Genomic DNA, 24,770 nt, shown 5'->3' with positions numbered 1-24,770 from the left:
TACCCATAGCTATCCCCTCCCCTATCCGCGAGGGATGAGGGAGGGGATGGGGTGGGTCCGCGACGAAGGCTTAGCCCTTGACGGCTCCAGCGGAGAGGCCGGACTGCCAGAAGCGCTGCAGGCCGAGGAAGAGAATGATCATCGGTAGCACGCCCATGAGCGAGCCCAGCAAGACCGCTCCCTTATCGGCATTGAAGTAGCTCATCATGCCGTAGAGCACCACCGTCACCGGTTTGAGGTGCGGATCGGTCACCATCATCAGCGGCAGCAGGAAGTTATTCCACGCCGCCACGAAGATGAAGAGGAAGATGGTCACCATGGCCGGGGCCAAAAGCCGCAGCACAATGGTGAAGAAGATGCGGAACTCGCCGGCACCATCGATGCGGGCCGCTTCGAGCAGCTCATCGGGCACCGTCTCCGCATAAATGCGTGCCAGGAATACACCGAAGGGGCTCACGGCACCCGGCAGGATGATGGCCCAGGGGGTGTTCACCAGCCCGATCTGGCTGAAGAGCAGATAGAGCGGCACGGTCAATAGCGCCACGGGCATGAGCAAGCCGCCCATGATCACCACCAGCGCCACATTGCGCCCGGCGAAACGGAACTTCGCGATCGCATACCCGGCCGCCACCGAGACGAGCACGCCGATGATGGCGGAGCCGCCCGAGTAGAGCACGGAGTTGAGGATCGAGCGCCAGAAATCGCCGGTGCCGTAGTTCGTGAGCGAGTTAAAGTTCTCGGCGAGATGCGGCTCGGCCGGCAGCAACCCATTGGTGGTCACGAGATCGCCGGTGGCCTTGGTGGAGGACACGACCAGCCAGTAGACGGGGAAAAGGAAGTAGATAGCCACAATCACCAGCGTGATGCGGGTAGCCATCTTGGCAGTCGCGGTCGGCTGCATGGACAAGGCCACATTGGACTTGCTCTTGCGATAGGTGCGGCCATCGGGGAGGGTGCCCTTCGGGCCCTTCACGTCCTTCGGGCCCTTCACGGTGGCGGAGTCCGGCGTCGTATTCGTGGTGTGAGTAGACATTTATTTATCCAACTTCCTCTGCACGACGGCATATACCGCGGCCATGATGCCGGAAAGCAAAGCCATCACAATCGAGATCGCGGAGGCCGGGCCGGAACCGGAGGGGCTGAGCGTGCCCATTGCGGTGTTATAGGCCAGCATCATCGGGGTGTAATCGCCGCCCATCGACGGTTGCACGGTGGCCAACACGGTCGGCTCATTGAACAGCTGCACCGTGCCGATGATGGAGAGCAGCACCGCGAGCAGGGCCGCGTTCTTCACCATCGGGATCTTGATGCGGCGCACGATGGTCCACTCATTCGCGCCGTCGATCCGCGCCGCCTCGTAGAGATCGTGCGGGATCGATTGCAGCGCGGCCAAGAAGATCAGCATGTTGTAGCCGGTGAAGGTCCACGTGGTCATGTTCGCCATGGAGACGAGCACGATATTGGTGTCGAAGAGATTGATATCGATGCCGATGGCCGACAGCCCCTTCATGATGGGGCTCAGCGTGGGGTTATAGAGGTAGGTCCACACCATTGCCGCCACGACGCCAGGGATGGCATAGGGCAAGAAGTAGGCCAGGCGGTAGAAGCCGATATAGCGGGCGGCCAGCGAATCCAAGAGCAGCGCCAGCGCGAGGGCGCCGAAGATCATGATGGGGATCTGGAAGGCGCCAAAGAGAATCACTCGGCCCATGCCGTGCCAGAAACGGCTGTCATGCAGCACAGTGGAGTAGTTCTCGAAGCCGACGAAGGACAGTTCCTTCGTTCCATAGAGGCCGCCGGAGGATTTCTCGAGGAAGAAACTGCTGTAGATAGAGGTGAAGATGGGGACCAAGAAGATCGCGATAAACAAAATGGCGAACGGGGCCAAAAATGCCCACCCATACATCGCCGAGCGTCGCCGCCGCGCCTTAATAACCGACGCATTCTGCTTGGCCACAGCATGTGTGTCAGTGTGTGCCACAGGATGTCCTTCAATGAACGTAAAGCACGTGGGAGCCGCAGCCGGGCGATACACACTGTGCACAGCGTCGCGGCAGCCACAGAGAGATGGGGACGAGCGGAGAGCCGGCACCACGAGCACTCTCAGGCGGGGAAGATTATGCCCTCCTCGCCTGAGAGTTCGTGGAACTATCTAGCTCCCGCTAGGAGGAGTAGTGCCTACTCCTTGACGCTGACGCCTGCGTCCTTCAGCGAGCTCACTCCCTGCTTCTGGGCGTTGGTGAGCACCTCGTCGAGGGTCATGCCCTCGCTGCCCACCTTGCCGGCGTCAGTGTTGATCTGCTGCTTCACCACCGGCCAGGTCGGGGAGAAGGCGAAATTGGGGTTCATGTTCGCATTGGCCTCGGCGATCGTCTCATAGACGTTGTCCTCGCCATAGACCTTCTGCAGATCCTCCGGGGTAGTCACATCGCCCTTGGCTGCCGGCAGCAAGCCCTGGGTGGTCAGCTCCGGAATCTGGGTGTTGAACCAGTTGGCGAACTCGGTGGCACCCTCGGGGTTCTCGCATCCCTTGAGCACGGAAATAGCCGAACCGCCATCGGGGCCGCTCATCTGATCTGCACCATCAAAGACGGGCAGCTGCGCCACACCCCACTGGGCGCCGTCCGGAAGATCCTCGGGCAGCAGGGAGACTTCCCAGCCCGCGCCCACGGTGCCGATGATCTCTCCGCCGTTCAACGCAGCCTTGAAGTCATCGCCCCAGCGCTCGTAGTTCGCCACGAGCTCATCGTCCAGCAGACCCTGCCACAGCTCGGCAACCTGCTGTGTCTTATCGCCGTCGATGTCGATCTTCCAGGAATCATCTTCGGTAGCGAACCACTCGGCGCCGTTGGCGGCGGACAGACCAGCCATGATGGCGCCGGCCTCATCGGGCTCAAAGACGCCGATGTACTTGCCTTCTTCCTTGGCCTTTTCGGCGGCCTCGGTGAAGTCCTCCCAAGTCTCGGGCACGTCAATGCCGAGCTCCTCGAAGGCAGCCTTGTCATAGAAGTACACCAGCGGGCCGGTGTCCTGCGGGATGCCGTAGATGCCCTCGCCCAGGACCACACCGCCCCATGCGCCCGGCTGGTAGTTGTCCTCGTACTGCTTGGCGTACTCGGCGATGTCTTCCACATGGCCGGCAACGAGCTGCTGCGCCATCTCGGAGTAGGACACCTGGGCCAGGCAGGGGGCCGTGCCGGCCTTGATGGCGGCGTCGATCTTGTTATAGGAGTCGTCGGCATCGCCCTCGAACTTGGTGGCCTTCACCTGCATATCGGGGTGCTCATCGTTCCACTTGGCCACGATGTCATTGACCTTCGTAGCCCCGGCATTATCGGGCAGGCGGTGCCAGTACTCGATGGTTCCGCCCTCGGAGGAGCCTCCTTCTGCTGCGGAGGTGGAGCTTCCGTCATCTCCGCCGGAGCAGGCGGTGAGCACCAGGCTGCTGGACGCGAGGACGCACGCTGTCTTCACAAACATGCGACGCGCGCCGCGGGAATGTTCACTCATGAAACTGATCCTTCCTTGGACAAAAGGTGCGATCTCCCTGGCCCACGGGATGTGGCTTGGGGGTAAGCGGGGGCGGACCGGAGCGAGGCGCACCCATTGTGGTGCGCAGTACACCTTGACTTCCTCAATGATAACCAACACATCAGACGTCCGGCAGGGGGTGCGCCATACTTTCTTCTCAGCTGCGCACTTCCGGCACGAGCCTTATTCTCACTTCCCTTACCCCGCAGCTCAGCACAACTTTTCTGGGGAAATCTTCGTTCACCTCGCCATAGTGAATTAGGAAACACCCACAGCTCAGAGCGACCACACACCCTATATCGGGGGCGCTGCGGGGGCAGCCTGCCACCCCAGTGCCTCGGGGCGGCTGCACAGAAAAACGCCCCGTACCGAGGAGGTACGGGGCGCGTGGGCAGCGATAGCGGCGTTGGCCGCTCGTTTCTAGTGGCGGATCACGACCGACGAGCGGGGCGCGACCAGCACGGTCTCGCCGGTGGGTGTATCGCTGAGCAGATCGGTGCCGGGCTCCACAGAACCCACCTCCTGTTCAGTATCGGAGTGGTTGAGCAGGAAGGTGAATCCTTCCCGTCGCACCACTTCCACGCCCGCCGGCGCCCCGAGGAGTGCCGGCGCGGCATTCGCGGCGCCAGCGGCGGCGCGCAGGATGGCGTGGCGCAATGCCCCCTCGGCATCCGTCGCCACGTACCAGAGGGCGCCATCGCCCACAGCGGAGCGAATCACCGCCGGGAAACCCTCGAGATCGCCGTCCGCGAAGGTGGCCAGCACCTCTGCGCCATCCACGGCCAGCTCCTCGGCCCACATTCCACCGGTGGCGCGAGCGCACCCATCCAGCTGCTCGGTCAATTCCTGGCCGAGGCTAATATCCAGCTGCTCTGCGGCGCCAGGGGTGCCGACCGCGGCGGAAATACGATCGAAGGGGCCGGTGGGCTCGTGGGTGGGATCAAAGGTCAGAGCACTGGGGCCGGTGAGCGGGGCAATGTCCATCACGCGGGCACCGAGCGCCTCTTGGAAGCCAGAGAGATAGCCGGCAACGGCGCGCCCATCCGCGGCTTGAGTTCCTGTCCGTGCGGCTAGTACTACCTGAGCGCCGCGTCGAGAAGCAGCGAGGAGGTTCTCTGCCGTCTCCTCGGTGATCTGAAATTCTGCGGGAACCACGATCAAGGAGTGGGGGCTATCGGCAATATCTGCCCCCTGGACGAAGTCCACCACGTGCCCCTGGTTGAAGAGCGTGGAATACCACTGCCGCACCGCGAAGAGCGGATCATCCTCCGTGGGGCCGACACAGGATTGCCGCGCCCAGAGCGCATCCCAGTCCAGCAGCACCGCGGCAGTGGCCTCGGTGTGGGTGCCCACCACGGGGGCGAGCTTTTTCAGATCCGACCCTAAAGAGACCACTTCCTTCCAGGAGCGATTCTGCGGACCCACATGCGGCAGCATGCCGGAGTGATAGGTTTCGCTGCCGGCCGTGGACGCCCGCCACTGGAAGTACAAGATGGCATCTGCGCCACGCGCGATCTGCTGCATGCTCCACAACGCCAGCTGGCCCGGCCGCTTCGGTGAGTTACGCGGCCGCCATTGCACCATCGCGGCCGTCTGCTCCATGAGGATCCACGGCTTGCCCTTCGCCCACGAGCGCGAGAGATCGGCGTTGAGCGCGAACTCTTCAATCCCGCGCGGATCGGCAGGGTCGGGGTAGCAGTCATTGGATACCACCCCCACCTCCTCTGCCCACGCGAAATAATCCAGCTTCGGAAACAGTCCCATGAAGTTGGTGGTCACCATCGCATCCGGGTCCACGGCGAGGATCGCATCCCGCTCCGCGATATAGAGATCTCGGATGATCCAATCATTAAAGCGCTTCCAATCGAGCACATGGCCCGGATTGTGCAGGGTGGGGGTGGGATTCGGGGCCGCCACCTGGGAGAAATCGGTGTAGGTCTGCGACCAAAAGGCGGTGCCCCAGGCATGATTGAGCGCCTCGATAGAGCCATACTTCTGCTTCAGCCAGGTGCGGAAGGCCTCTTGGCTCTCGGGGCGGAAGCACTCCCAGGTGTGGCAGGCGTATTCATTGCCCACGTGCCACATCACCACATGCTCGCGGTGGGCATAGCGTCGCGCCAGCTCAGTGATGAGGGCGCAGGCCTTCTCGCGGAATACCGTGGAGGCGGGCGAAAATGCCTGCCGCGAGCCATGGCCCCACACCACGCCCTCGCGCGTCATGGGCAGCGTCTCGGGGTAGGTTTGGCCCAACCACACCGGCGGCGAGGCGGTGGCCGTGGCCAAGTCGATGTCGATTCCCGCCGCCTCGAGCTTGTCCACCACACGGTCGAACCACTCGAAGGTGTAGCGTCCCTCCTCCGGTTCGAGCGCCGCCCAGGCAAAGACCCCGAGACTCACCATGGTGACTCCCGCGTCCTTCATCCGGGCGATGTCCTCATCAACGGTCTCGGGGCTCCACTGCTCCGGGTTGTAGTCGCCGCCGTAGGCAATGCCGCGGCGTTGCCAAGCATGCATGCTGCTGTGTTCCTTCCCCTCGGGAGATAACTATCACTAGGAAAAATCCTGCCACAAAGAGATTCCTTATGGGTTCAGCGTCTCAGAGCCATAAAACTGTGTCACAATCGATGGGGAGTGCTTCGTGTGGCACGAATCGCTCGGCAGAAATAGCCGGCTGCTCCGCGGCCTGCTCATACCCCCCTTCACAACGGATCGTCCGGCACGTACCTGCCGGTGAAGAAAGGTGTGCCAGATCATGGCAACTGTGACATCTGATAAGGCGACGCGCGTCTATCCCGGCGCGACAAAGCCCTCCGTCGACTCGCTCGACCTCCACATTGAGGACGGCGAGTTCCTCGTTCTCGTCGGCCCCTCCGGCTGCGGTAAATCCACCTCGCTGCGCATGCTCGCAGGCCTGGAGGATGTGAATGCCGGCCGGATCTTGATCGGCGGCAAAGATGTGACCGCGATGCAGCCGAAGAACCGCGATATCGCGATGGTGTTCCAGAACTACGCCCTCTATCCGCACATGAGTGTGCGGGACAATATGGGATTCGCCCTGAAGATCGCGGGAGCCGCCAAAGAAGAGATCAACCGGCGGGTGGAAGAGGCCGCGGACATCCTTGACCTCACCCAGTTCCTCGACCGCAAACCCAAGGCCCTCTCCGGCGGCCAGCGCCAGCGCGTGGCGATGGGCCGCGCCATTGTGCGCCAGCCCCAGGTCTTTTTGATGGACGAGCCGCTCTCCAACCTGGACGCCAAGCTCCGCATCCAAACCCGCACCCAGATCGCGGATCTGCAGCGACGCTTGGCCACCACCACCGTGTACGTCACCCACGATCAGACTGAGGCGCTGACCATGGGCGATCGCATTGCGGTGCTCAAGGACGGCATTCTCCAGCAGGTCGGAACCCCAGAGGAAATGTATGACAAGCCGGCCAATGAATTCGTCGCTGGCTTCATTGGCTCGCCCTCGATGAACTTCGGGACCTTCACCATTCAGGGTGAGCGCGCGGTGCTTGGCGATGCGGAGATCCCCGTGCCCCGCGACGCCATCAGCGCCCTGAAGGAGGAGGACCAGGGCACTCTCACCGTGGGCTTCCGCCCCGAATCTCTCGAGCTGGTGTCCGCCGACACCCCCGGCGCCATTCCGCTGCATGTGAACCTCGTGGAGGAGCTGGGCTCCGACGCCTATGTCTATGGCTCCTTGGCCGGCGCCGACCCCGAGAAGGCACCGAAGTCGGGCTCCGTCGATTCCACCCTCATCGTGCGTGTGCCTCCGCGCACTGTGACCAAGGGCGATGGCACGATCTACGTGCGCATTCTTCCCGATAAGCAGCACCTCTTCTCCCCCTCCACGGGAGAGCGCCTGATCGACTAACCACCCCTCGTCGCCTCCGATTCAGCGCCCCCGCCGCACCGCACTAGCTCCGCCGGCTGGGGCGCTGCTGCGATGGGCGCTAAAAACCTCGCACCACCAGGCCTGCATGCCAGGGAAATTGTCGATGTTCGCCGCACGTTTGCAGCTCAACGACGGAATCTGCAGGCCAGGCAGCTTCTTTCCGACGTAGCTCCCGTGCCATCACCGTCACCGTGGCGAGTGGACACTGTGGCGTCCTCGGCCAACCAGAGCCCCTCACTAACCCCCTGCTCCACAAGCGAGCTAATAGCCCACATATTGGCGGCGGAAAACCGCCTTTACTGGACGTTGAGTAAGTAAAATTGGAGATCTATGACGCCCCACCGAGGGGCCGAGCAGCGTGTGCACAAGTGCGCCATCGGCACCACCGGAGGGCGCATCAGACCATCCACGTCACCGACGTGGTGGAGAGCTCGCTTCTTTTTCACGCCTATCTAGTGAAGGTGAATTCATTGAGTACCCGCACCACCTACTCGACAGCCACGAAGGCATCCGCACTAGCCCTCGCCGCGGGGCTGTGCATCGCTGGACTGACAGCATGCAATGACAATGACACCACAGCAGCCCCATCGACTAGTGAGGCTACGACCACCACCGTCATCGAAACCTCAACAACGACCATCGCCCCAGATGAATCGACCGAGAGCAGCGCGCCGCCGTCTCCTAGCTCTGAGAGTAGTAGCCCTGAGAGCCCGGCCGGGGCCTCGACATCGGAAGCCGAAGCACTCGCATTAGCCGCGGCAGAAACAACATTCGGCAGTGGCAGTTGGGTTGTCTCTGATAGCTCGGAGTACGACCCAGATAGTGATATGTCGTACATCCTGCTTGACAATAATGATGTGCGCGCTTACCTACAGGTTGCACTTTTCCACAAGGGTTCGTTCCAGGAATTCGCCGGTGACAATCTCTTAGCAATCGCGGGCGCCACAGCGGATCCCAACGGCGTTCGCGTGTCTTTTGTGGACAGCAAAGCCTTTCAAGCTTCAGGAGAACCGCTAGCGAACATGTACGCCTTCACCAAGGAGGTTGTCTACTACTGGAATGGCGATCACGTGTCTTATGAAGGAGAGATGCCGGAACCGCCTGAGCTTCCGTAGAGGCCACACCGAAATGTGGTGACGGGTGGGCATCACCGGCGCCCATGGAGGCGATCCTGGTTGATCGCTGACTACGAGTGCGATCATCAGCCAGAGGCCCGCGCTACCAGCACGTATCTACTATGAGAGCGCGGAAGCGCCGCCCTAGCCACCTTGGGGCGAGGAGGCCCGTGCACGGTAGCCGCATATAACACTGCCTTCCAGCACCTAGCCTCGAGGCATATACTGAACACCATGTCTGGATGTCATCGCGCTCCCTCTCGTCTTCCCCGCGTATCCCGCCGCGTTGTGTCGGCTGTATCCACGGCGGTGATCGCCTCGGCCGCCGCCCCGCTACTGGCCATCTCGGTTGCGGCGGCGCCGGTACCACGCACCAACCCCAATGGCACCATCGACGCCCCGGCGCGCACCCAGATCTCTTTTGAGCACACCCCCACCGGATTCCATGCGGGCACCGCGAACGAGCATGAGTCCCGCCCCGGGCTGTCGATCGTGAAGATGTACATCGCCGACTACGTCTTTAGCCACGGCACCGCCGAAGAAAAAGCGCAGGCCACCCAGATGCTGCGCACCTCGGATGATCGCATCGCCTCCCAGCTCTATGCGAAGTATCCGCAGTCCATCAACGCCACTGCCCGCACCTATGGCCTGCATGACACCCACGGTGCGGCCCACTGGGGTAATTCCACTACCTCCACGGCAGATAGCGTGAAATACCTTGAGGCGAAGAAGCGCGAGAACCCCACCGATCCGGTACTCGTAGCCCTCGCTACCGCCTCCCCCGTGGCGGCCGATGGCTATGCCCAGAACTTTGGCACCTCCACGCTGCCTGGGGTGATCGGCACCAAGTGGGGCTGGTCGGATGATCGCCGCTCTTTCCACGCCTCCGCCAGCTATGGCCGTGACTTCTCCGTGGCGGCCGCCACCAATGGCTCCGCCGCGCAACTCACCCACGATGTGCAGTCTGCTTTCGGCCCCAGCGAGCACATTCCTGCCCCGCCGAGCCTGCCCAACCCCGTGGGCTCTGCCGGTCTCTCGCTCATAAACTACCCGGCGCGCCAAGTGCTGGATCAGCAGCTCGGCCATATCGCCCCACCAGTGAGCGATCCGGTGCTGGCAGTGGTTCCGGAGTATGTGCCGCTGCCGCAGCCAGTAGCCGCGGCGCTCCCCCAGCCGCGCTAAAAGCCCCCGCTTACCCCGCGTGAGGTGTGAGATAGCCACGCTGGCGCTCAGCGGGGTGGATACCCGCAGCAGCGCGAAAGCATAAGACCGACACTCGCTATGCGGCCGCCCGCGTTGCCCGCGATCAGGGTTGGCTCTAAGAAAGAAACCCTCAGCGATGGCGCGTTCACTAAGCTGTGCTTCACACGGATACGCCACTGCGGCGCGAGTGGGCGTCGATAAGCGATCGCGACAGCACATGGAGTGAAGTGAATGAGCAGCACCCTGATGATAGGAAAGAATTTCCATTCCGTTCCGGGGATGGAAAAACAGATTCTGGTCTTTATTGAGAAGATTCAAAAGGACCCGAGTCATCCTTCACTAAGGATCAAGCCGCTGAAGAACACCGCCGATCCGCGGGTGCGCACCGGACGGGTGACGGACAAATACCGCGCGGTGCTCGTGGAGCTCGATGGCTCGAACGGGCGGCTGTTCATGCTGCTGCACGTGGATAATCACGATGAGGCCATCGCCTATGCGCAGACAGTGACGGTGAAGATCAACTCCACCACTGGCGAGGTGGTCGTCGACAACAGCGGCACACCGAGCGCCTCCACGTCTCCGGAACTGGATGCGGAAATCGAATCCCGGGCCAAGCAGCGCGCTGCGGAAATCGCCGCCCAGCAGCTCGCCGACGCCCAAAAAGACCAGTCGGACGCGAACGTGGGCACCCCCGCCCAGCTGCCGCAGAAACCGCCGCGCGACATCCTGCGCGACGCGAATATCAGTACCGAGGATCTCCGCACCGAGCTGGGCCTATCCCCCGATACCATCGCCGCAGTCCAAGCCGCCGAGAACGACACCGTCTTGGAAGAGCTGCTCGCCGAGCGCCCCGAGTTCGAGCACGACGCCATCGTGGGGCTGCTCGCGGGAATGAGCATCGCCGAGGTGGTTGAGGACCTCGGGCTCGAGCGCATCGACGCCGATGACGAGACCGCCGACAGTGATGACACCATCATCAACTCGCTGCAGCGCTCCAGCTACTGGATCGACCCCTCCGAGCTGGATCTCAAAGAAATCTTGGAAGAAGGCAGCTTCGCCGAGTGGCGCACCTTCCTCCACCCCTCCCAGCAGCGCGCCGTGCAGAGCCAGCACCGCGGCAGCGCCCGCATTCTCGGCGGCGCCGGCACCGGCAAAACGGTGGTGCTGCTGCACCGCACCCGGTATCTCTACACCCACGGCGCCCAGGGCGGGCCGGTGCCGCGGATCTTCCTCACCACCTTCACCAAGGATCTCGCGCGGCAGCTGAAAACACAGATGAATGTGCTGGATCCCTCCTATCCAGAGGCCGGGATGCCCGGGACCCCTGGGGTGTGGATCAACGGTATTGATTCGGCGATCTACAACTTCATCACCAATGCCAATAAGGAGGAGCTCGACGCCGCCCTCCACGCCACGTTGGGAATCAGCAGCTCCTTTGTGCCCCGGCCGCTCGATGACCGCGAGGTGCACAAAAACTGGGAGCTGGCCGCCGAGCTCAATGGCGAGGGCCTGCCCCAGGACAAGCGGCATCCCGCATTCCTCAACGATGAGTTCACCGATATCATCCTCGCCCACTCCATTACCGAGATGAAGGACTATCTGCGCATCACCCGCACGGGCCGGCGCACGCCCTTGGGCCGCAAGGAACGCAAGATCGTCTGGACTATCGTCAAGGCCTTCATCCGGCGCTGCTCCGAGCAGAAACGCCTCACCTATCCGGCGCTCGCGGTGGTGGCCGCCCACATTCTGGAGGCCCGCCAGCAGCCCTTCTTTGATCACGTGGTGGTGGACGAGGGCCAGGACTTCCACGCCGGGCACTGGCGCTTCATCCGCGCCTGTGTGGCCCCCGGCCCGAATGACATCTTCCTCGCCGAGGACTCCCACCAGCGGATCTACGGCAATCAGCTGCCGCTGAGCCGCTTCGGCATTGAAACCCGCGGCCGCGCCACCAGCCGACTGCGGCTGAACTACCGCACCACCGCGGAAAACCTCAGCTACGCCTCCGCCATCCTCGAGGGCGTGCACTGGCTGGACTCCAGCGGCGAGGAGGACACCCTCACCGGGTACCGCTCCGTGCGCACCGGCCCGCTGCCGCGGATCGTGCACGCCGCCACCCCGGAGGAAGAAGACGCCGCTATCGAGCGCGCCATCACCGCGTGGAGCACCAACGCCAGTGCCTCCACGCATATCGGCGTGCTCTGCCGCGATAAACGGCGCGTGGTCATGCGCACCAGCCATTTGGATTCCGCCGGTATCACCACCAGCACCCTGCGTTCCGGGGCCGCCACCCTCGAGGCGCCGGTGTCGGTGATGACGATGCACAACGCCAAAGGCATGGAATTTACCCACGTGATCCTCGACGGCATCAATGAGCAGGCCATTCCTCGGCGCGGCGGGCGGATGCCGCTTCCCGACGCCGAGCGCGAGGACGCCCTCCAGCGGGAACGCGCCCTGCTTTACGTGGCTGCATCCCGTGCCCGTGACGAGCTGCTCATCACGACCATCGGCGAACCCTCCTCCCTCTTGCCGGAGTGTGGCGAGGGCTAAACCTCAGCCACGCCTCAGCTGGGAGGCTATGGCGGCGGCGGGAGGTGGCGCCGCGCGCATGTTGGATTATTCACAACAACTCAACAAAACGGGCATGGAAACCCACAACCACGGCCCTGCGGAGTAGCCTTGTTTAGCGATGACGAGCACACAAGGTAAGACCAGCACCGCTGCTTCGAACGGTGCCCACGGAACCCTGCACACAGAAGCCACAACCCTCACCGGCTGGGGCCGCACCGCCGCCACCACGGCTCACGTGCTGTCCACCCCCGATGTGGAAGAGATCGTTCGCGCCGTCACCCTCGTGGCGGAGCAGAACGAATCCAAGCCCAACCACCTCAAGCGCGGCATCGTTGCCCGCGGTATGGGCCGCTCCTATGGCGACCCGGCGCAAAACGCCGGTGGCCTCGTGGTGGATATGACCCCGCTGAACCACATCCACTCCATCGATACCGAGACCGCCATCGTGGACGTGGACGGCGGCGTCACCCTCGACCAGCTGATGAAGGCCGCCCTGCCCTATGGGCTGTGGGTGCCGGTGCTGCCCGGAACCCGCCAGGTCACCATCGGTGGCGCTATCGGCCCCGATATTCACGGCAAGAACCACCACTCCGCCGGCTCCTTCGGCGACCACGTGGTGTCTATGGAACTGCTCGTGGCCGATGGCCGCATCCTGCACCTCGAGCCGGAGGGCTCCGCGGATGATCCGCAGGGCGAGCTGTTCTGGGCCACCGTCGGCGGCATGGGCCTCACCGGCATCATCCTGCGGGCGCGCATCAAGATGACCCGCACCGAGACCGCCTACTTCATTGCCGATGGCGATCTCACCGCCAACCTGGACGAGACCATCGAGTTCCACTCCGATGGCTCCGAGAAGAACTACACCTATTCTTCTGCCTGGTTTGATGCCATCTCGCCCGAGCCGAAGCTCGGCCGCGCCGCGATCTCCCGCGGCTCCTTGGCCACCCTCGCCCAGCTGGAAGAGCTCAACCCGAAGCTGGCGAAGGATCCGCTGAAGTTCAACGCCCCCCAGCTGGTGACCGTGCCCGATATTTTCCCCAGCTTCACCATGAACAAGATGTCCATGGTGGCCATCGGTGAGCTGTGGTGGCTCAAATCCGGCACCTATAAAAACCAGGTGCAAAACCTCACCCAGTTCTATCAGCCGCTGGATCTCATCGGCGAGTGGAACCGCGGCTATGGCAAGCGCGGCTTCCTGCAGTACCAGTTTGTGGTGCCGCGCGAGGCCGTGGAGCCCTTCAAGTCCATCGTCAAGGACATCCAGGCCTCCGGCCACTACTCCGCACTCAACGTGTTCAAGCTCTTCGGCGAAGGCAATAAGGCCCCGCTGTCGTATCCGATGCCGGGCTGGAATGTGTGCGTGGACTTCCCCATCAAGAAGGGCCTCGGCCAGTTCCTGGATGATCTGGACCGTCGCGTGATGGAGTTCGGTGGCCGCCTCTACCTGGCCAAGGAATCCCGCACCACCGCCGAGAACTTCCACCAGATGTACCCCGGCATGGAGGGCTGGCTGAAGACCCGCAACGAGATCGACCCGCACGGTGTCTTCGCCTCCGACATGAGCCGCCGCCTCGAGCTGCGTTAATTTACGCCCCGCGCAAGAAAGGAACCCACATGCTGAACGCTGTAGGCCAAGCCCAAAATATTCTCCTGCTCGGCGGCACCTCCGATATCGGACTCGCCATCGTCGAGCGCTTCCTCAAGGAAGGCCCGGCCCGAGTGACCCTCGCCGCCCGCGAGGACTCCCCGCGCGTCGCCGAGGCCACCGCCCGCATGGAAAAGGCCGGCGCCTCCGCCGTGGAAGTGCTGGACTTCGATGCCACCAACACCGACTCCCACGCCGACGTGATTGATCTCGCCTTCGCCGCCGGCGATGTGGATGTGGCCATCGTGGCCTTCGGCATCCTCGGCGATAACGAAGAGCAGTGGCAAAACCAGCAGGAAGCGGTCAAGGCCGCGAATATCAACTTCACCGGCGGCGTGTCCGTGGGCACCCTGCTGGGCCAGAAGTTCAAGAAGCAGGGCCACGGCCACATCGTGGCACTGTCCTCGGTGGCCGGGATGAAGGTGCGCCGCTCCAACTTTGTCTACGGCGCCACCAAGGCCGGCTTCGACGCCTTCTACGAGCAGCTCGGCGAGGCCCTGCGCGATAGCGGCGCCCACGTGCTCGTGGTGCGCCCCGGCCAGGTACGCACCAAGATGACCGAAGAACTCGACGAGGCCCCGCTCACCGTCGATCGCGAGGACGTGGCCAATGCCGTGTTCAAGGGCGTGAACAGCAATAAGGACGTGATCTGGGTGCACCCGCTCTTCCAGCCGGTGATGATGATCCTGCAGCACGTACCGAAGCCCATCTTCCGCAAGCTGCCCTTCTAAGGCCCTGCCGCGGCTGCTAGCGACTCGCGCAGCCGCCCCTACCGCCCCGCCCGAGGTTCTCCGACGCTTGTCGACGCTTTCCGCCGGTTTCCGCCGGTCTGCGCCGGTGTGCGCAAAGGACGAGCATCGCCGGCGGGGCGGTCGCGTATGCGGGTGATTTACGGGCGTGCAGGGTGGCGTCGATAAGCCCCGCGATGCATTAACTGAGCAGCGTGGATGTTTTCCCTCCCCGCGCGCGGGTGTGTCACACTAAATGCATGAGTACCAGCACCGCCTCAGATGGCTCCCTGCGCGCTCCCCGCACTCCCCGCCCGGCGCGGGATAACCCCGAGCCTGATGGCCTCGCCCCCTACGCCCCCGATGCCTTAACGCCGAAGCGGGCGGCCCTATCGGTGCTTGCGGCGGGCTTGGCCGGAGCCGTCGCCACCTATGTGGCGTGGCTGATACTCAAAACCACCAATCTGCCCGCGTTTGGCACCTCCTATGTATCGCGCGCGGCCTCCACCGCCGTCACCGTGATCCTGCTGCTCACCGTGCTCACCTTCGTGTACCTATGGCTGCAGGACGAGCACGCCTGGCGGCACGGGGAAACCACGGCGCGCTCGCCACTACGGCGCTGGCTCACCATCGCGCTGTGCTATCTCAGCCCCGCCGGGCTGGTGGTGTCCTCGCTCGGCATTCCCCTCTCGGCGACCAGCCTGTATCTCGATGGCGCCAGCGTGGACCAGGGCTTTCGCACCCAGTTCCTCACCCGGCTGACCGACACCGCGCGGCTGGTGGATATGAACTACATCAACATGCCTCCCTTCTACCCGGCGGGGTGGTTCTGGTTCGGCGGGCGCTTCGCCAACCTGGTGAACCTGCCCGGCTGGGAGGCCTTCCAACCGTGGTCGCTGATCACGCTCGCCGCCGCGGGCTGTGTACTCGTGCCCGTGTGGCAGCGCATCACCGGCTCGCTGCCGGTGGCCACCGCCATCGCGCTCACCACCACCGCCATCACCCTCGTGGTGGCCGCCCACGAGCCCTATGCCGCCGTCATCGCCATGGGTGCTCCCGCCGCGGCAGTGCTGGCCCGGCGCGCCCTCGACGGGGCCCGGATGTCCATGCTGGGTCTGGTGATCTACCTCGGGGCCTCGGCATCCATGTACACCCTCTTCACCGCGGTGATCGCACTCTCGGTGGTGCTGCTGGCGCTCGTTGCTGCCGTGGTGGGATCCCGCTCCGTGGCGCCGCTGCTGCGGCTAGTGGTGATCGGCCTGAGCTCGCTCGCCGTGGCCGCCGTGGTGTGGTGGCCCTACATCGCCGCGATCCTCAGCGGCCAGAGCACCTCCGCCTCCGGCGCCACCCACTACCTGCCGCGCCAAGGCACCGAGATTCCTCTGCCCATGTTCTCCCTGTCGCTGGTGGGCGCGTTGTGCATGATCGGCGTGGCCTATCTGGTGATCCGCGCCGCCGACCGCGATATCCGCGCCCTCGGGCTCTCGCTGGTGGTGTATTACGGCTGGTCGGTGGCCTCCATGATCGTCACCCTCGCCGGTAATACCCTGCTGGGCTTCCGCCTGGAAACGCTGATCACGCTGCAGCTGGCCACCGCGGGTGTGCTCGGCATCGCGGAGCTGCGGCTGGTGGGGCTGGATCAGCTCTATCCGCGGATGATCTCGAAGAAGCTGAAGAGTTCCATCACCGCGCTGCTGGTGATCGTGCTGGGAATGAGTGGTGTGGCCTATGCCCAAGATATTCCCAATAAGCTCTCCCGCGGCCTGGACTTTGCCTATACCGACACCGACGGCAATGGCCAGCGCGGTGATTCCAACCCGCCGAACGCGGCCCGCTACTACGGCGATATCACCACGTTCATCACCGATGAGCTGGGCAAACCCGCTGGGGATACCGTTATCGTCACCGACGAGTTCAACCTGCTCTCCTTCTACCCCTTCTTCAGCTACCAAGGCATGACCGCTCACTACGCCAACCCGCTGGCGATGTTCCGACAGCGCAATGAGCAGCTGGAGAAATGGGCCCAGGCCTCCTTTGACCCGATGATGTCTCCCCGCGCCTTCGCCGCGCTTTTGGACAATGCGCCCATCTATGGGGCCTTCTCGACCCCAGAAGCCTTCGTGTTCCGCGGCCAGCTCGATGGCTCCCCCGCCGAAGAGGACATCGACGTCACGGCGCCGAGCGCGGGCGCGGGGGACACCGCGTCGAGCGAGGACGCGGCGGGCGCCACCGGCGCCACCGGCTCTTCAGGAACGGCCTCTGCCCCCAGCACCAACCAGCCCGTGGACACCCCGGCGGGCGCGTGGAAGCTGGACATCTCCGAGGACATCTACCCGAATAATCCGAATGTGCGTTTCCGCGCGCTCTGGTTTAACCCGGAGATGTTTAACGCGCCGAATGCGCCGTGGACGGTGAAGCAGATCGGCCCCTTCGTGGTGGCTGTGCGCACCACCACATCCAGCTAGCACGCTGGGCTTTCCGTCACGGCCTCGGTCGCGCATGACTGGGGCCGCGGCGGCGAGGAAGTACAATGATCCCTTATGTCCACTCCTGTCCTCGCTTCATCTGACCCTGCAGATTCTCTCGGCAGCAGCGAGCACGCCCACCCCCCACGCACGGGGCTCAAGGCGTTCTCGGTGATCACTGGTCTACTGGGATTTGTGCTGTTTGTGCTCACCCCGTTGATGCCCATCAACCAGGTGCAGTCCTCCTTCAGCTGGCCGCAGGGCGATCTCCAATCCATCAACGCCCCGCTCATCTCCTATGCCCCCGAGCAGCTGGAGGTGCGCATGCCGGTGGATGCGGTGGATGATCTCCGCGAGGGCCAGAATCTGCTGCTCTCCACGCTGCCGCAGGATTCCGCCGAGGCGGCCAACCGCGGCCTCATGATCCGCAGCACCGATGGCGATCTGGTGGTGTCCACGCTCAAGGAAATCCTGGTGCGCCTCACCCCGGAGAAGGTGAAGGATCTCCGCGGCGAGGTACTGGATATCTCCGTCGGGGCCGATGGCGCCAGCGTGAGCGCCCGGGGCACCACCTTGGGAGAGGTCGATACGGATCAACGCCCCCAGGTCAGCGGTATCTACACCGAGCTCGATGACACGGGCGAGAATTATCAGGCGCTGGTGGATCAGGGGCTGAGCGCCCAGGTGGAGATCAACTCCCGCTTCACCTCCTCGCCCACTCCGCTGAAGCTGGCGTGCATGATCGGCGGCGTGCTGCTCACCCTGGCCTCTTTGGCCGCGCTCTACCGCCTGGATCGCGCCGATGGCCGCGGCTTTATGGAGATTCCCGCGGAGTGGAAGACGCTGCGCGTCACGGATCTCGTGGTACTGGCCGGTATCGCCTTCTGGTACGTCTTTGGTGGCAATACCTCCGATGATGGCTTCATCCTCACCATGGCCCGCGCCAGCGAGCACGCCGACTATATCGCCAACTATTACCGCTGGTATGGCGTGCCAGAATCGCCCTTCGGCTCCCCCTACTATGATCTGCTGGCCGCGATGGCGCAGGTCTCTACCGCCTCGATGTGGATGCGTCTGCCGCAGCTGGTGGCCGCCATTCTCACCTGGCTGTTTGTGTCGAAATCCATGCTGCCGCGTCTCGGCAAGGCCGTTGCTTCTCGACGCATCGCTCGCTGGTCCGCAGCGCTGCTGTTCCTCGCTTTTTGGACTGCCTACAACAACGGCCTGCGCCCCGAGCCGATTATCGCCTTGGGCGTGGTTGTTACCTGGGTGTGCTTCGAGCGTGCCATCGCCACCTCCCGTCTCTTTCCCGCTGCCCTCGGTGTGCTCGCCGCCGCCTTCTCGCTCTCGGCCGGGCCCACCGGTCTGATGGCCGTGGCGGCGCTACTCGTCAGCCTCGCCGCCCTGGTGAAGATCCTGGTGGCGCGGTTGCAGATCATGGGCTCCGGCCCCACCGCCTTCAATGTTGCGGCGATCATCGCCCCCTTCCTGGCCGCAGGTACCGCCGTGATGGTGGCCGTCTTTGGCGATCAGTCCCTGGCCTCCGCATTGGAGTCCACTAGGGTGCGCGGACTCGTGGGCCCCTCCCTGTCTTGGTACCAGGAGTACAGCCGCTATGCCGCCCTGCTGCTCGGCAGCGTGGACGGCTCGGTGGCCCGCCGTTTCCCCGTGATCATGGCGTTTTTCGCGCTCGCCGTGGTGCTCTACACCAAGGTGCGCTCCACCTCCATTCCGGGCACCAATGCCGCCTCCATCACCCGCCTCTTGTTGGTATTCGCCGGCGCCATGTTCTTCATGACGTTCACCCCCACCAAGTGGACCCACCACTTCGGTGTGTGGGCTGGGCTCAGCGCCGCCGTGGCCGCCGTGGCGGCGGTGTCCTTGGCCAACTATGCCCGCCAATCCCGCTCCACCCAGCTCTTCTTGGGCGCGGCGGTCATGGCGGTGGGCGCGGTGAGCCTCGCCGGCATCAATGGCTGGTGGTACGTCTCCAGCTTCGGTGTGCCGTGGTGGGATAAGACCCCGCAGATCTTCGGCATCGAGTTCGCCACCGTCGCCCTCGTATTCACCCTGGTGGTGGTTGGTATCGCCGTGGTGTCCTCCTTCCTCGAAACACTGCGGCGGCCGCAGAATGTCTCCGCCGCGGAGCAAGAGGACACCGCCCGGCAGGCCCGCATGGCCGATGCGCTGTCGAAAAACCCCACCAAGGACGAGGCCATGGCCGCCGCCCAGCGCGAGAACGAGCGGGAAAAGCAGGCCCAGAGTGCGGCCTCCCATTCCCGGACCGGCCAGCTCTTGGCCGCCCCCATCGCCATTGCCTGCGTGGGCATTTTGATCATCAGCTATGGCTCCTTTGCCAAGAGCTTCTTGCAGCAGTGGCCGCAGTACTCCATTGGCACCGGCAACGTCCGCGAGCTGGGTGGAACCACCGGCCAGCTGGCCAATGACGCCGTGATTGAGACCAATACCAATGACTCCTTCCTCGCCCCTGCCGATGGCAAGGATTTGAAGGATTCGCTGGATAATGGCGAAAACTCCTATGGCTTCGGGCCCAATAATCTGCCGGTGCGCTTAGATGTCTCCGGCTACCGCGCCTGGCCGGAAAGCGCCGCGGAGGCGCTCGACGGCCCCCAAACCAATATCGAGATCCAGGAATCGGTGGTGGGCCAGCCGGTGGGCACCGAGGGCGGCTTCAACACCACAACCGGTATCAACGGCTCCCACGCCAAACTGCCCTTCGGCCTCGACCCGGCAGAGGTGCCGGTGCTGGGCTCCTATCGCCAAAATGATCAGATCCCGGCCGCGGTGACCAGTGACTGGTTCTCCCTGCCGGCCGAGCGCAGCGAGGATGCGCCCATCGTGGTGATTACCGCCGCCGGCTCCACCGAGCGCAAAGACGTCAATGGCGATCCCATCGAAGGCGAAACCTTGGTGGTGGAATACGGCCACCGCGACGCCGATGGCTCGGTGACAATGCTCGGCGAATACGAGCCCATCGACGCCTTCCGCGACGATATCTGGCGCAACCTGCGCGTGCCGCTGGCCGATCTCCCCGATGAGGCCAACGTGATCCGCATCAAGGCCGAGGATGATTCCCTCTACCCAGGCCACTGGCTGGCCTTCACCCCGCCGCGCGTGCCCACCTTGGCCTCCGTGAACACGCTCATTGGCAGCGATACCCCGGGCCTGCTCGACTGGCCGGTAGCGCTGCAGTTCCCGGATCAGCGCAGCTTCGACCACTATGCCGGTGTCACCGAGATTCCGCGCTACCGAATCTCGCCGGATAAGCCCGGTAAGGAATCCCTCTCGGGCTTCCAGGACTTCACCGGCGGTGGCGCCCTCGGCACCGCGGAGGCAGTGAATACCTCCTATGAGGCGCCGGGCTATTTGAAGAATGATTGGAAGCGCGACTGGGGCAGCCTGCAGTACTACGCACTACGCACCAACTCTGAGGGCGAGGCGCCTAAGGAGGCCGCGATCGACACCGAGACCATCACCCGCTCCGGGCTGTGGAAACCGTCGAAGATGCAGACCTTCCGCAACTAGCCCACCTCGGCCGGCGCGCCGAGCGAGTCGATACAAGGCGGCGGTGACAGCACTTTTGCTGTTACCGCCGCCTTCTGCTGAGCGCCGCTGCCGCACCGGAACTATCACCGGCCTGCGGGGCGGCGTCGATAAGCATCGCTAGGCCTGGGCCATGACCACCTCGCGCAGCACGCCGAGTGGGAGCGTGCCCTCGCGCAGCGCGAGACGGTGGAACTCCTTCAGCTCGCCGGGGCGGGCTGCAAGGAAGTCATCGCGCAGCTGCTCCCACAGGCGCTGGCCCACCTTGTAGGAGGGTGCCTGGCCCGGCCAGCCCAGATAGCGATCCACCTCGAAGCGGAGGAAGCCATCGGCCATGGCCACGTTGTTCTTCATGAACTGCCAGGCATAGTCCGCATCCCAGGTGCCACCATCGGGAGTGGTTTTACCCAGGTGCACGCCAATGTCCAGGGCCACACGCGCCGCGCGGAGACGCTGCCCATCGAGCATGCCCATGCGATAGCCGGCATCCGGAAGGAACCCGAGCTCATCCATGAAGCGCTCCGCATAGAGCGCCCAGCCCTCGGCATGGCCGGAGTTGAATCCCATCTGGCGGCGCCAGCTATTGAGGTGCTCGGCCTCATAGACCTGCTGGCCCAGCTGCAGGTGATGGCCGGGCACGCCCTCGTGGTAGACGGTGGTGAGCTCCTGCCAGGTATTGAAGGTGTCCTCGCCCTCCGGCACGGACCACCACATGCGACCTGGGCGGGAGAAATCGGCCGAGGGCTCGGTGTAGAAGATGCCGCCGGTGCCGGCCTTGTCGATGCAGCACTCGATGCGCTGCACCGGCTCGGGGATATCGAAATAGGTGCCGTTCATGTTCGCGATCACATCATCGGCGATCTGCTGCATCCACTGCTGCAGCTCCTCCACGCCGTGCAGTTGATAGGCGGGATCGGCGTTGAGTCGCGCAAAGGCCGCGCTGGGGCTGGTGCCCTCCCCATAGAGCTCGGCGGCGCAGACCTCTTGCTCGGCGATGATCCGCTGCAGCTCCTCCAAACCCCACTCATAGGTATCGTCCAGATCGATGCGGTGGCCCACCCACAGGTGGCTGGCCACCTCATAGCGCTCGCGGCCCACCCCATCGGTGGTGGCGGCGTGGGGTGCGATCTGCTCCTCCAAGAAGGTGGCCAGCTCCGCGGCTGCCTGCTTGCCCGCCGCCACCTGCTCGGCGGTGGCCTCGGCCTCTGAGCCATAGACATCCAACAGGGACTGCTCGGCGGCCATGGCCTGCAGCTGCTCAATCCCGCGCTGCACCTGCCGCTGCGCGGGCACCAGGCCGCGGGCGGCCCCCTCGGCGAGGGTCTGGGCATAGCCGCGATAGGCCTCGCCCATGCGCGCAATACGCGCGGCCACATTGGCCTTGCCCTCCGCAGTGGAGGTATCCATCTGCGCCAGGGTGTCGCGCACACTCTGAATCGGGCAGGCAATGTTGTTGAGATCCCTGTAGGCTTCTCCCAGCGCGTGGCGATCCAGGGCCACGCCGAGGCGATCAAGCATCGCCGCCTTCGTCACCGACTCGCCTTCGTCCACCGGCTCGGCCTGCTGCAGCTTCTTCACGGTCTCCCGCGCTAGGTCAGCCTCGGCCTCCACCCCAGCCGGGGAGTAGTCACCCCAGCGGTCTTGGTTCTCCGCCAAGCCCAAGGCGGTGGCGAACTCGGGCGAGAGGGCAATACTCGCCTTCACATACTCGTCAGCGATCTGGTTAATAGTCATACGCTACAGATTAGGGGAGAACCCCCTGCGCGATCGCACTGCAGACGCTGAGCGCGATGCGGGGTGCGAGACCGGCGTGTGCGGCCGGCGCGCACCGCAGCCACGCCGCCGCCATGCCGCCGCCATGCCGCCGCAGCCACGCAGAAAACCCCCAGCGAACCGCACTGAGCTGTGCGCCGCCGGGGGTCTGGTGTGGCCGTGGCCGTTGTCTTAATCGTCTACATCGATTTCATCGACGGTGCCATCCTCGAGCACTTCCACCTCGATGGCGCCATCGCGGTAGGTCCAGTGATCATCGTCGAAGGTGGCGCTGCCGCACTTATCCTGCACCAGCTGGGTCACGCGGGGCTTATCCACCCCGGCGCGCACCACGTCATCGTCGAGGAGATCATCCTCGGCGCTATTGGAGTAGGCGCGGATCTCGCAGGGGGCAGTGCCACCGGCGGGGGTGCGGGTGGCAGGAGCCGCGCTCTCGGTCTCGGTAACGGTTTCTACCTGAGACGTCTCTCCGGTCACGGAGGTGGTTTCGGTGACAGTGTCAGTGGTGGTTTCGCCAGAGTCACCACAGGCCGCCAGGCCCGCCGCGAGGGCGGCAAGGGCAGCGTAGCTCAGAATCTTTTTCATAATTGAAAAATTAATCTATAGCGATAGCGAAGGTGTAGGCGGGGGTGCCAAGAGTGGCTTGTCGCAGAGTACATAGCCTGTATCGCGCTTCGCCTGTTTCCAGAGCCGCACCAGAAGAACAATGAACAGCCCGTATATGTAGCAGGCCGCCAGGGCGATGGACACGCCCATCGCCACCATGTTTCCCCACTGCAGGTTCCACCAGAAGTGGCCCACGAACGAGGCCACTAGCCAGCCAAGGGCGATGAGGATGCGGCGTGGCGTCGATAAGCGTGCCACCTGCGGCCCGCCGAGCAGGGCATAGCCCACACCCCAGCCGGCGATCGCGGAGAGCACCACGTGCAGTCCCACGCCGAAGAGGGTGCGCAAGCCCCACATCTGCAGCGCGCCCCAGAAATCCGAGGCGGGGTCATATACCGCGCCGACGGTGCCGTAGAGCAGGTTCTCGGTGATCTCGAAGCCGAGCCCCACCAGCGCGCCGGTGATAAAGCCATGCCAGGGGCGGTTGAGGAAGCGGAAGGCGAAGATGATGAGCACCACGCCCAGGACTTTGGAGATTTCCTCCGGATAGGCGCCACCCAGGGAGGCTTCCACTATGTCCCAGCCGAGTTTGGAGGTCAGCGCCATGATCGGCCCGCCCGAGAGCATGGTGAGCCCGAAGGAGGCGAATGCTCCCCAGCTCATCGCCGCGACCGCCCACCACAGCACCTGGCTGCGACGCAGCCCCGGCGCGGTGCGGGTAGAGGGCCACAGCGGGGTGCGGCGAAGCAGCGAGATAATCACCACCGCATAGAGCAGGGCGCAGGGAATGCCTACGCCGAAGCCCTGCGGGGAGAGCACCGCGGTGCCGCCAACCAGCCCCAGGCCGATGGGTATGCAGATGACGATCATGACGATCATGGAGATGCGGTATATCGTGCTCATGCCACATCCTTGTCTCGGTTCAGGGCCTGTACGGTCTCCTCGGCGGGGGCTTTTTCGGAGCGGGGTGCGGCCGGGCCGGCCTCCCCGTCGAGCTGGCGTTGCAGCTGCTCGGGGTGCACCCGGGGCGCGAGCGGGTACTCGCCGTCGAGGAAGCTCTCGCCGTAGACCACCTCGCCCCTCTCGGCTAGGGCCACCGGCTCCTCGCCGGTGAGCGAGGCAAATACCGCGGCCCCGATCTCTGGGGCGTTCTCGCCGGAGACGAGCGCCACCATCGTTGTCCCCTCGTGCTCGCCTGCGCCCACACCAGAGACGGCCACATAGCCGCGGTCGCTGGCGATCACATAGGCGTCGCTGACATCCTCGCTGTCCACTGCGAGAGAAAATACCGCTTCATCGGTGGGCAGTCCGGTCACCCGAATGGCCCGCACCATGCGCTGCAGCGCCAGCACCGGATCATCCGTGCTCTCAACAACGGTAGAGGTGATTCGCCCGCCGGGGCAGGCGAAGGCGGTCACCAGCGGATCGGCGCCGTCGTGCATGCAGGAGGGCTGCTGTTGCTGCTGCTCCGGATCCAGATAGACGGGTATTTCCCAGTTGTTATCCGTTCCGCTCAGTACTACCGGCTGTGCGCCCACACTGAGGCGCTCAGGGATTGCGGCATTGATAACCAGCGGTAACGCCAGCACCACACTGACCGCAATCATCAACGCCCACCAGCTTTTCGCGCCGGCGGACGGCTTCAAGGAATTGCGCATAGCCACCAGTGTAGGT

At 64.1% G+C, this 24,770-nt stretch carries 16 protein-coding genes; 8 read left to right on the top strand and 8 right to left on the bottom strand.

The window, feature by feature from the left end; translation table 11 throughout:
• Positions 1–70 precede the first annotated feature (70 nt).
• From KRX12_RS07055 to KRX12_RS07040, 4 genes are all read right to left on the bottom strand, one after another.
• Positions 71–1,033, bottom strand: coding sequence for a carbohydrate ABC transporter permease (locus KRX12_RS07055; protein ID WP_218366178.1), 963 nt, complete (start codon positions 1,031–1,033; stop codon positions 71–73).
• The gene (locus KRX12_RS07050) at positions 1,034–1,981 is read right to left on the bottom strand and encodes a carbohydrate ABC transporter permease (RefSeq protein WP_370625202.1); all 948 of its coding nucleotides are present in this window, start codon (positions 1,979–1,981) and stop codon (positions 1,034–1,036) included.
• 197 nt (positions 1,982–2,178) lie between these two features.
• On the bottom strand, positions 2,179–3,510 hold the full coding sequence (locus tag KRX12_RS07045; protein WP_218364745.1) for an ABC transporter substrate-binding protein: 1,332 nt from the start codon (positions 3,508–3,510) through the stop codon (positions 2,179–2,181).
• A gap of 441 nt (positions 3,511–3,951) precedes the next feature.
• On the bottom strand, positions 3,952–6,045 hold the full coding sequence (locus KRX12_RS07040) for a beta-galactosidase (RefSeq protein WP_218366177.1): 2,094 nt from the start codon (positions 6,043–6,045) through the stop codon (positions 3,952–3,954).
• Between the two features lie 238 nt (positions 6,046–6,283).
• Here KRX12_RS07040 and KRX12_RS07035 point away from each other — a divergent pair, with 238 nt between their 5' ends.
• The 8 genes from KRX12_RS07035 to KRX12_RS07000 all read left to right on the top strand — a co-directional run bounded on the left by KRX12_RS07035 (position 6,284) and on the right by KRX12_RS07000 (position 20,699).
• Positions 6,284–7,408, top strand: coding sequence for an ABC transporter ATP-binding protein (locus tag KRX12_RS07035; protein WP_218366176.1), 1,125 nt, complete (start codon positions 6,284–6,286; stop codon positions 7,406–7,408).
• Between the two features lie 491 nt (positions 7,409–7,899).
• Positions 7,900–8,544 carry a hypothetical protein gene (locus tag KRX12_RS07030; RefSeq protein ID WP_218366175.1) on the top strand — a complete coding sequence of 215 codons (645 nt, stop codon included), beginning with the start codon at positions 7,900–7,902 and terminating at the stop codon, positions 8,542–8,544.
• Between the two features lie 234 nt (positions 8,545–8,778).
• On the top strand, positions 8,779–9,726 hold the full coding sequence (locus tag KRX12_RS07025) for a hypothetical protein (protein ID WP_218366174.1): 948 nt from the start codon (positions 8,779–8,781) through the stop codon (positions 9,724–9,726).
• Between the two features lie 252 nt (positions 9,727–9,978).
• Positions 9,979–12,294: a 3'-5' exonuclease gene (locus tag KRX12_RS07020; RefSeq protein WP_218366173.1), complete on the top strand. Its 2,316-nt coding sequence runs from the start codon at positions 9,979–9,981 to the stop codon at positions 12,292–12,294.
• A 139-nt stretch (positions 12,295–12,433) separates the two neighbouring features.
• Entirely contained in the window at positions 12,434–13,900 is a 1,467-nt protein-coding gene (locus KRX12_RS07015; RefSeq protein ID WP_218366172.1) for an FAD-binding oxidoreductase, read from the top strand.
• Between the two features lie 29 nt (positions 13,901–13,929).
• The gene (locus tag KRX12_RS07010; protein ID WP_218364753.1) at positions 13,930–14,691 is read left to right on the top strand and encodes a decaprenylphospho-beta-D-erythro-pentofuranosid-2-ulose 2-reductase; all 762 of its coding nucleotides are present in this window, start codon (positions 13,930–13,932) and stop codon (positions 14,689–14,691) included.
• Positions 14,692–14,948: 257 nt separating this feature from the next.
• Positions 14,949–17,153, top strand: a complete 2,205-nt coding sequence (locus tag KRX12_RS07005) for an arabinofuranosyltransferase (protein WP_218366171.1) — start codon at positions 14,949–14,951, stop codon at positions 17,151–17,153.
• Positions 17,154–17,228: 75 nt separating this feature from the next.
• Complete coding sequence (locus tag KRX12_RS07000; RefSeq protein ID WP_255550140.1) at positions 17,229–20,699, top strand: arabinosyltransferase domain-containing protein; 3,471 nt, start codon at positions 17,229–17,231, stop codon at positions 20,697–20,699.
• Between the two features lie 138 nt (positions 20,700–20,837).
• Here KRX12_RS07000 and KRX12_RS06995 read toward each other — a convergent pair whose 3' ends face one another.
• The 4 genes from KRX12_RS06995 to KRX12_RS06980 all read right to left on the bottom strand — a co-directional run bounded on the left by KRX12_RS06995 (position 20,838) and on the right by KRX12_RS06980 (position 24,754).
• A complete protein-coding gene (locus tag KRX12_RS06995) occupies positions 20,838–22,451 on the bottom strand; it encodes a DUF885 domain-containing protein (RefSeq protein WP_218366170.1) in 1,614 nt (537 codons plus the stop codon).
• 210 nt (positions 22,452–22,661) lie between these two features.
• Positions 22,662–23,075: a hypothetical protein gene (locus KRX12_RS06990; protein WP_218364756.1), complete on the bottom strand. Its 414-nt coding sequence runs from the start codon at positions 23,073–23,075 to the stop codon at positions 22,662–22,664.
• 15 nt (positions 23,076–23,090) lie between these two features.
• Positions 23,091–23,999, bottom strand: a complete 909-nt coding sequence (locus KRX12_RS06985; protein WP_218366169.1) for a PrsW family intramembrane metalloprotease — start codon at positions 23,997–23,999, stop codon at positions 23,091–23,093.
• The gene (locus tag KRX12_RS06980; RefSeq protein WP_218366168.1) at positions 23,996–24,754 is read right to left on the bottom strand and encodes a hypothetical protein; all 759 of its coding nucleotides are present in this window, start codon (positions 24,752–24,754) and stop codon (positions 23,996–23,998) included. Before KRX12_RS06980 ends, KRX12_RS06985 begins: the two co-directional genes overlap by 4 nt.
• Between the last annotated feature and the right edge of the window lie 16 nt (positions 24,755–24,770).

The sequence above is a fragment of the Corynebacterium sp. TAE3-ERU2 genome (assembly GCF_019209955.1).
GTDB classification, from domain to species: Bacteria; Actinomycetota; Actinomycetes; order Mycobacteriales; family Mycobacteriaceae; genus Corynebacterium; species Corynebacterium megadyptis.
This window is presented reverse-complemented; position numbering and strand designations above follow the sequence as displayed.

Bases quoted from the DNA above. Each gene is read 5' to 3' on its own strand.
- KRX12_RS07025 (WP_218366174.1), top strand. From the start codon at position 8,779: ATGTCTGGATGTCATCGCGCTCCCTCTCGTCTTCCCCGCGTATCCCGC.
- KRX12_RS06995 (WP_218366170.1), bottom strand. From the start codon at position 22,451: ATGACTATTAACCAGATCGCTGACGAGTATGTGAAGGCGAGTATTGCC.
- KRX12_RS07005 (WP_218366171.1), top strand. From the start codon at position 14,949: ATGAGTACCAGCACCGCCTCAGATGGCTCCCTGCGCGCTCCCCGCACT.
- KRX12_RS07055 (WP_218366178.1), bottom strand. From the start codon at position 1,033: ATGTCTACTCACACCACGAATACGACGCCGGACTCCGCCACCGTGAAG.
- KRX12_RS06990 (WP_218364756.1), bottom strand. From the start codon at position 23,075: ATGAAAAAGATTCTGAGCTACGCTGCCCTTGCCGCCCTCGCGGCGGGC.
- KRX12_RS06980 (WP_218366168.1), bottom strand. From the start codon at position 24,754: ATGCGCAATTCCTTGAAGCCGTCCGCCGGCGCGAAAAGCTGGTGGGCG.
- KRX12_RS07020 (WP_218366173.1), top strand. From the start codon at position 9,979: ATGAGCAGCACCCTGATGATAGGAAAGAATTTCCATTCCGTTCCGGGG.
- KRX12_RS06985 (WP_218366169.1), bottom strand. From the start codon at position 23,999: ATGAGCACGATATACCGCATCTCCATGATCGTCATGATCGTCATCTGC.
- KRX12_RS07000 (WP_255550140.1), top strand. From the start codon at position 17,229: ATGTCCACTCCTGTCCTCGCTTCATCTGACCCTGCAGATTCTCTCGGC.
- KRX12_RS07045 (WP_218364745.1), bottom strand. From the start codon at position 3,510: ATGAGTGAACATTCCCGCGGCGCGCGTCGCATGTTTGTGAAGACAGCG.
- KRX12_RS07040 (WP_218366177.1), bottom strand. From the start codon at position 6,045: ATGCATGCTTGGCAACGCCGCGGCATTGCCTACGGCGGCGACTACAAC.
- KRX12_RS07015 (WP_218366172.1), top strand. From the start codon at position 12,434: ATGACGAGCACACAAGGTAAGACCAGCACCGCTGCTTCGAACGGTGCC.
- KRX12_RS07010 (WP_218364753.1), top strand. From the start codon at position 13,930: ATGCTGAACGCTGTAGGCCAAGCCCAAAATATTCTCCTGCTCGGCGGC.
- KRX12_RS07035 (WP_218366176.1), top strand. From the start codon at position 6,284: ATGGCAACTGTGACATCTGATAAGGCGACGCGCGTCTATCCCGGCGCG.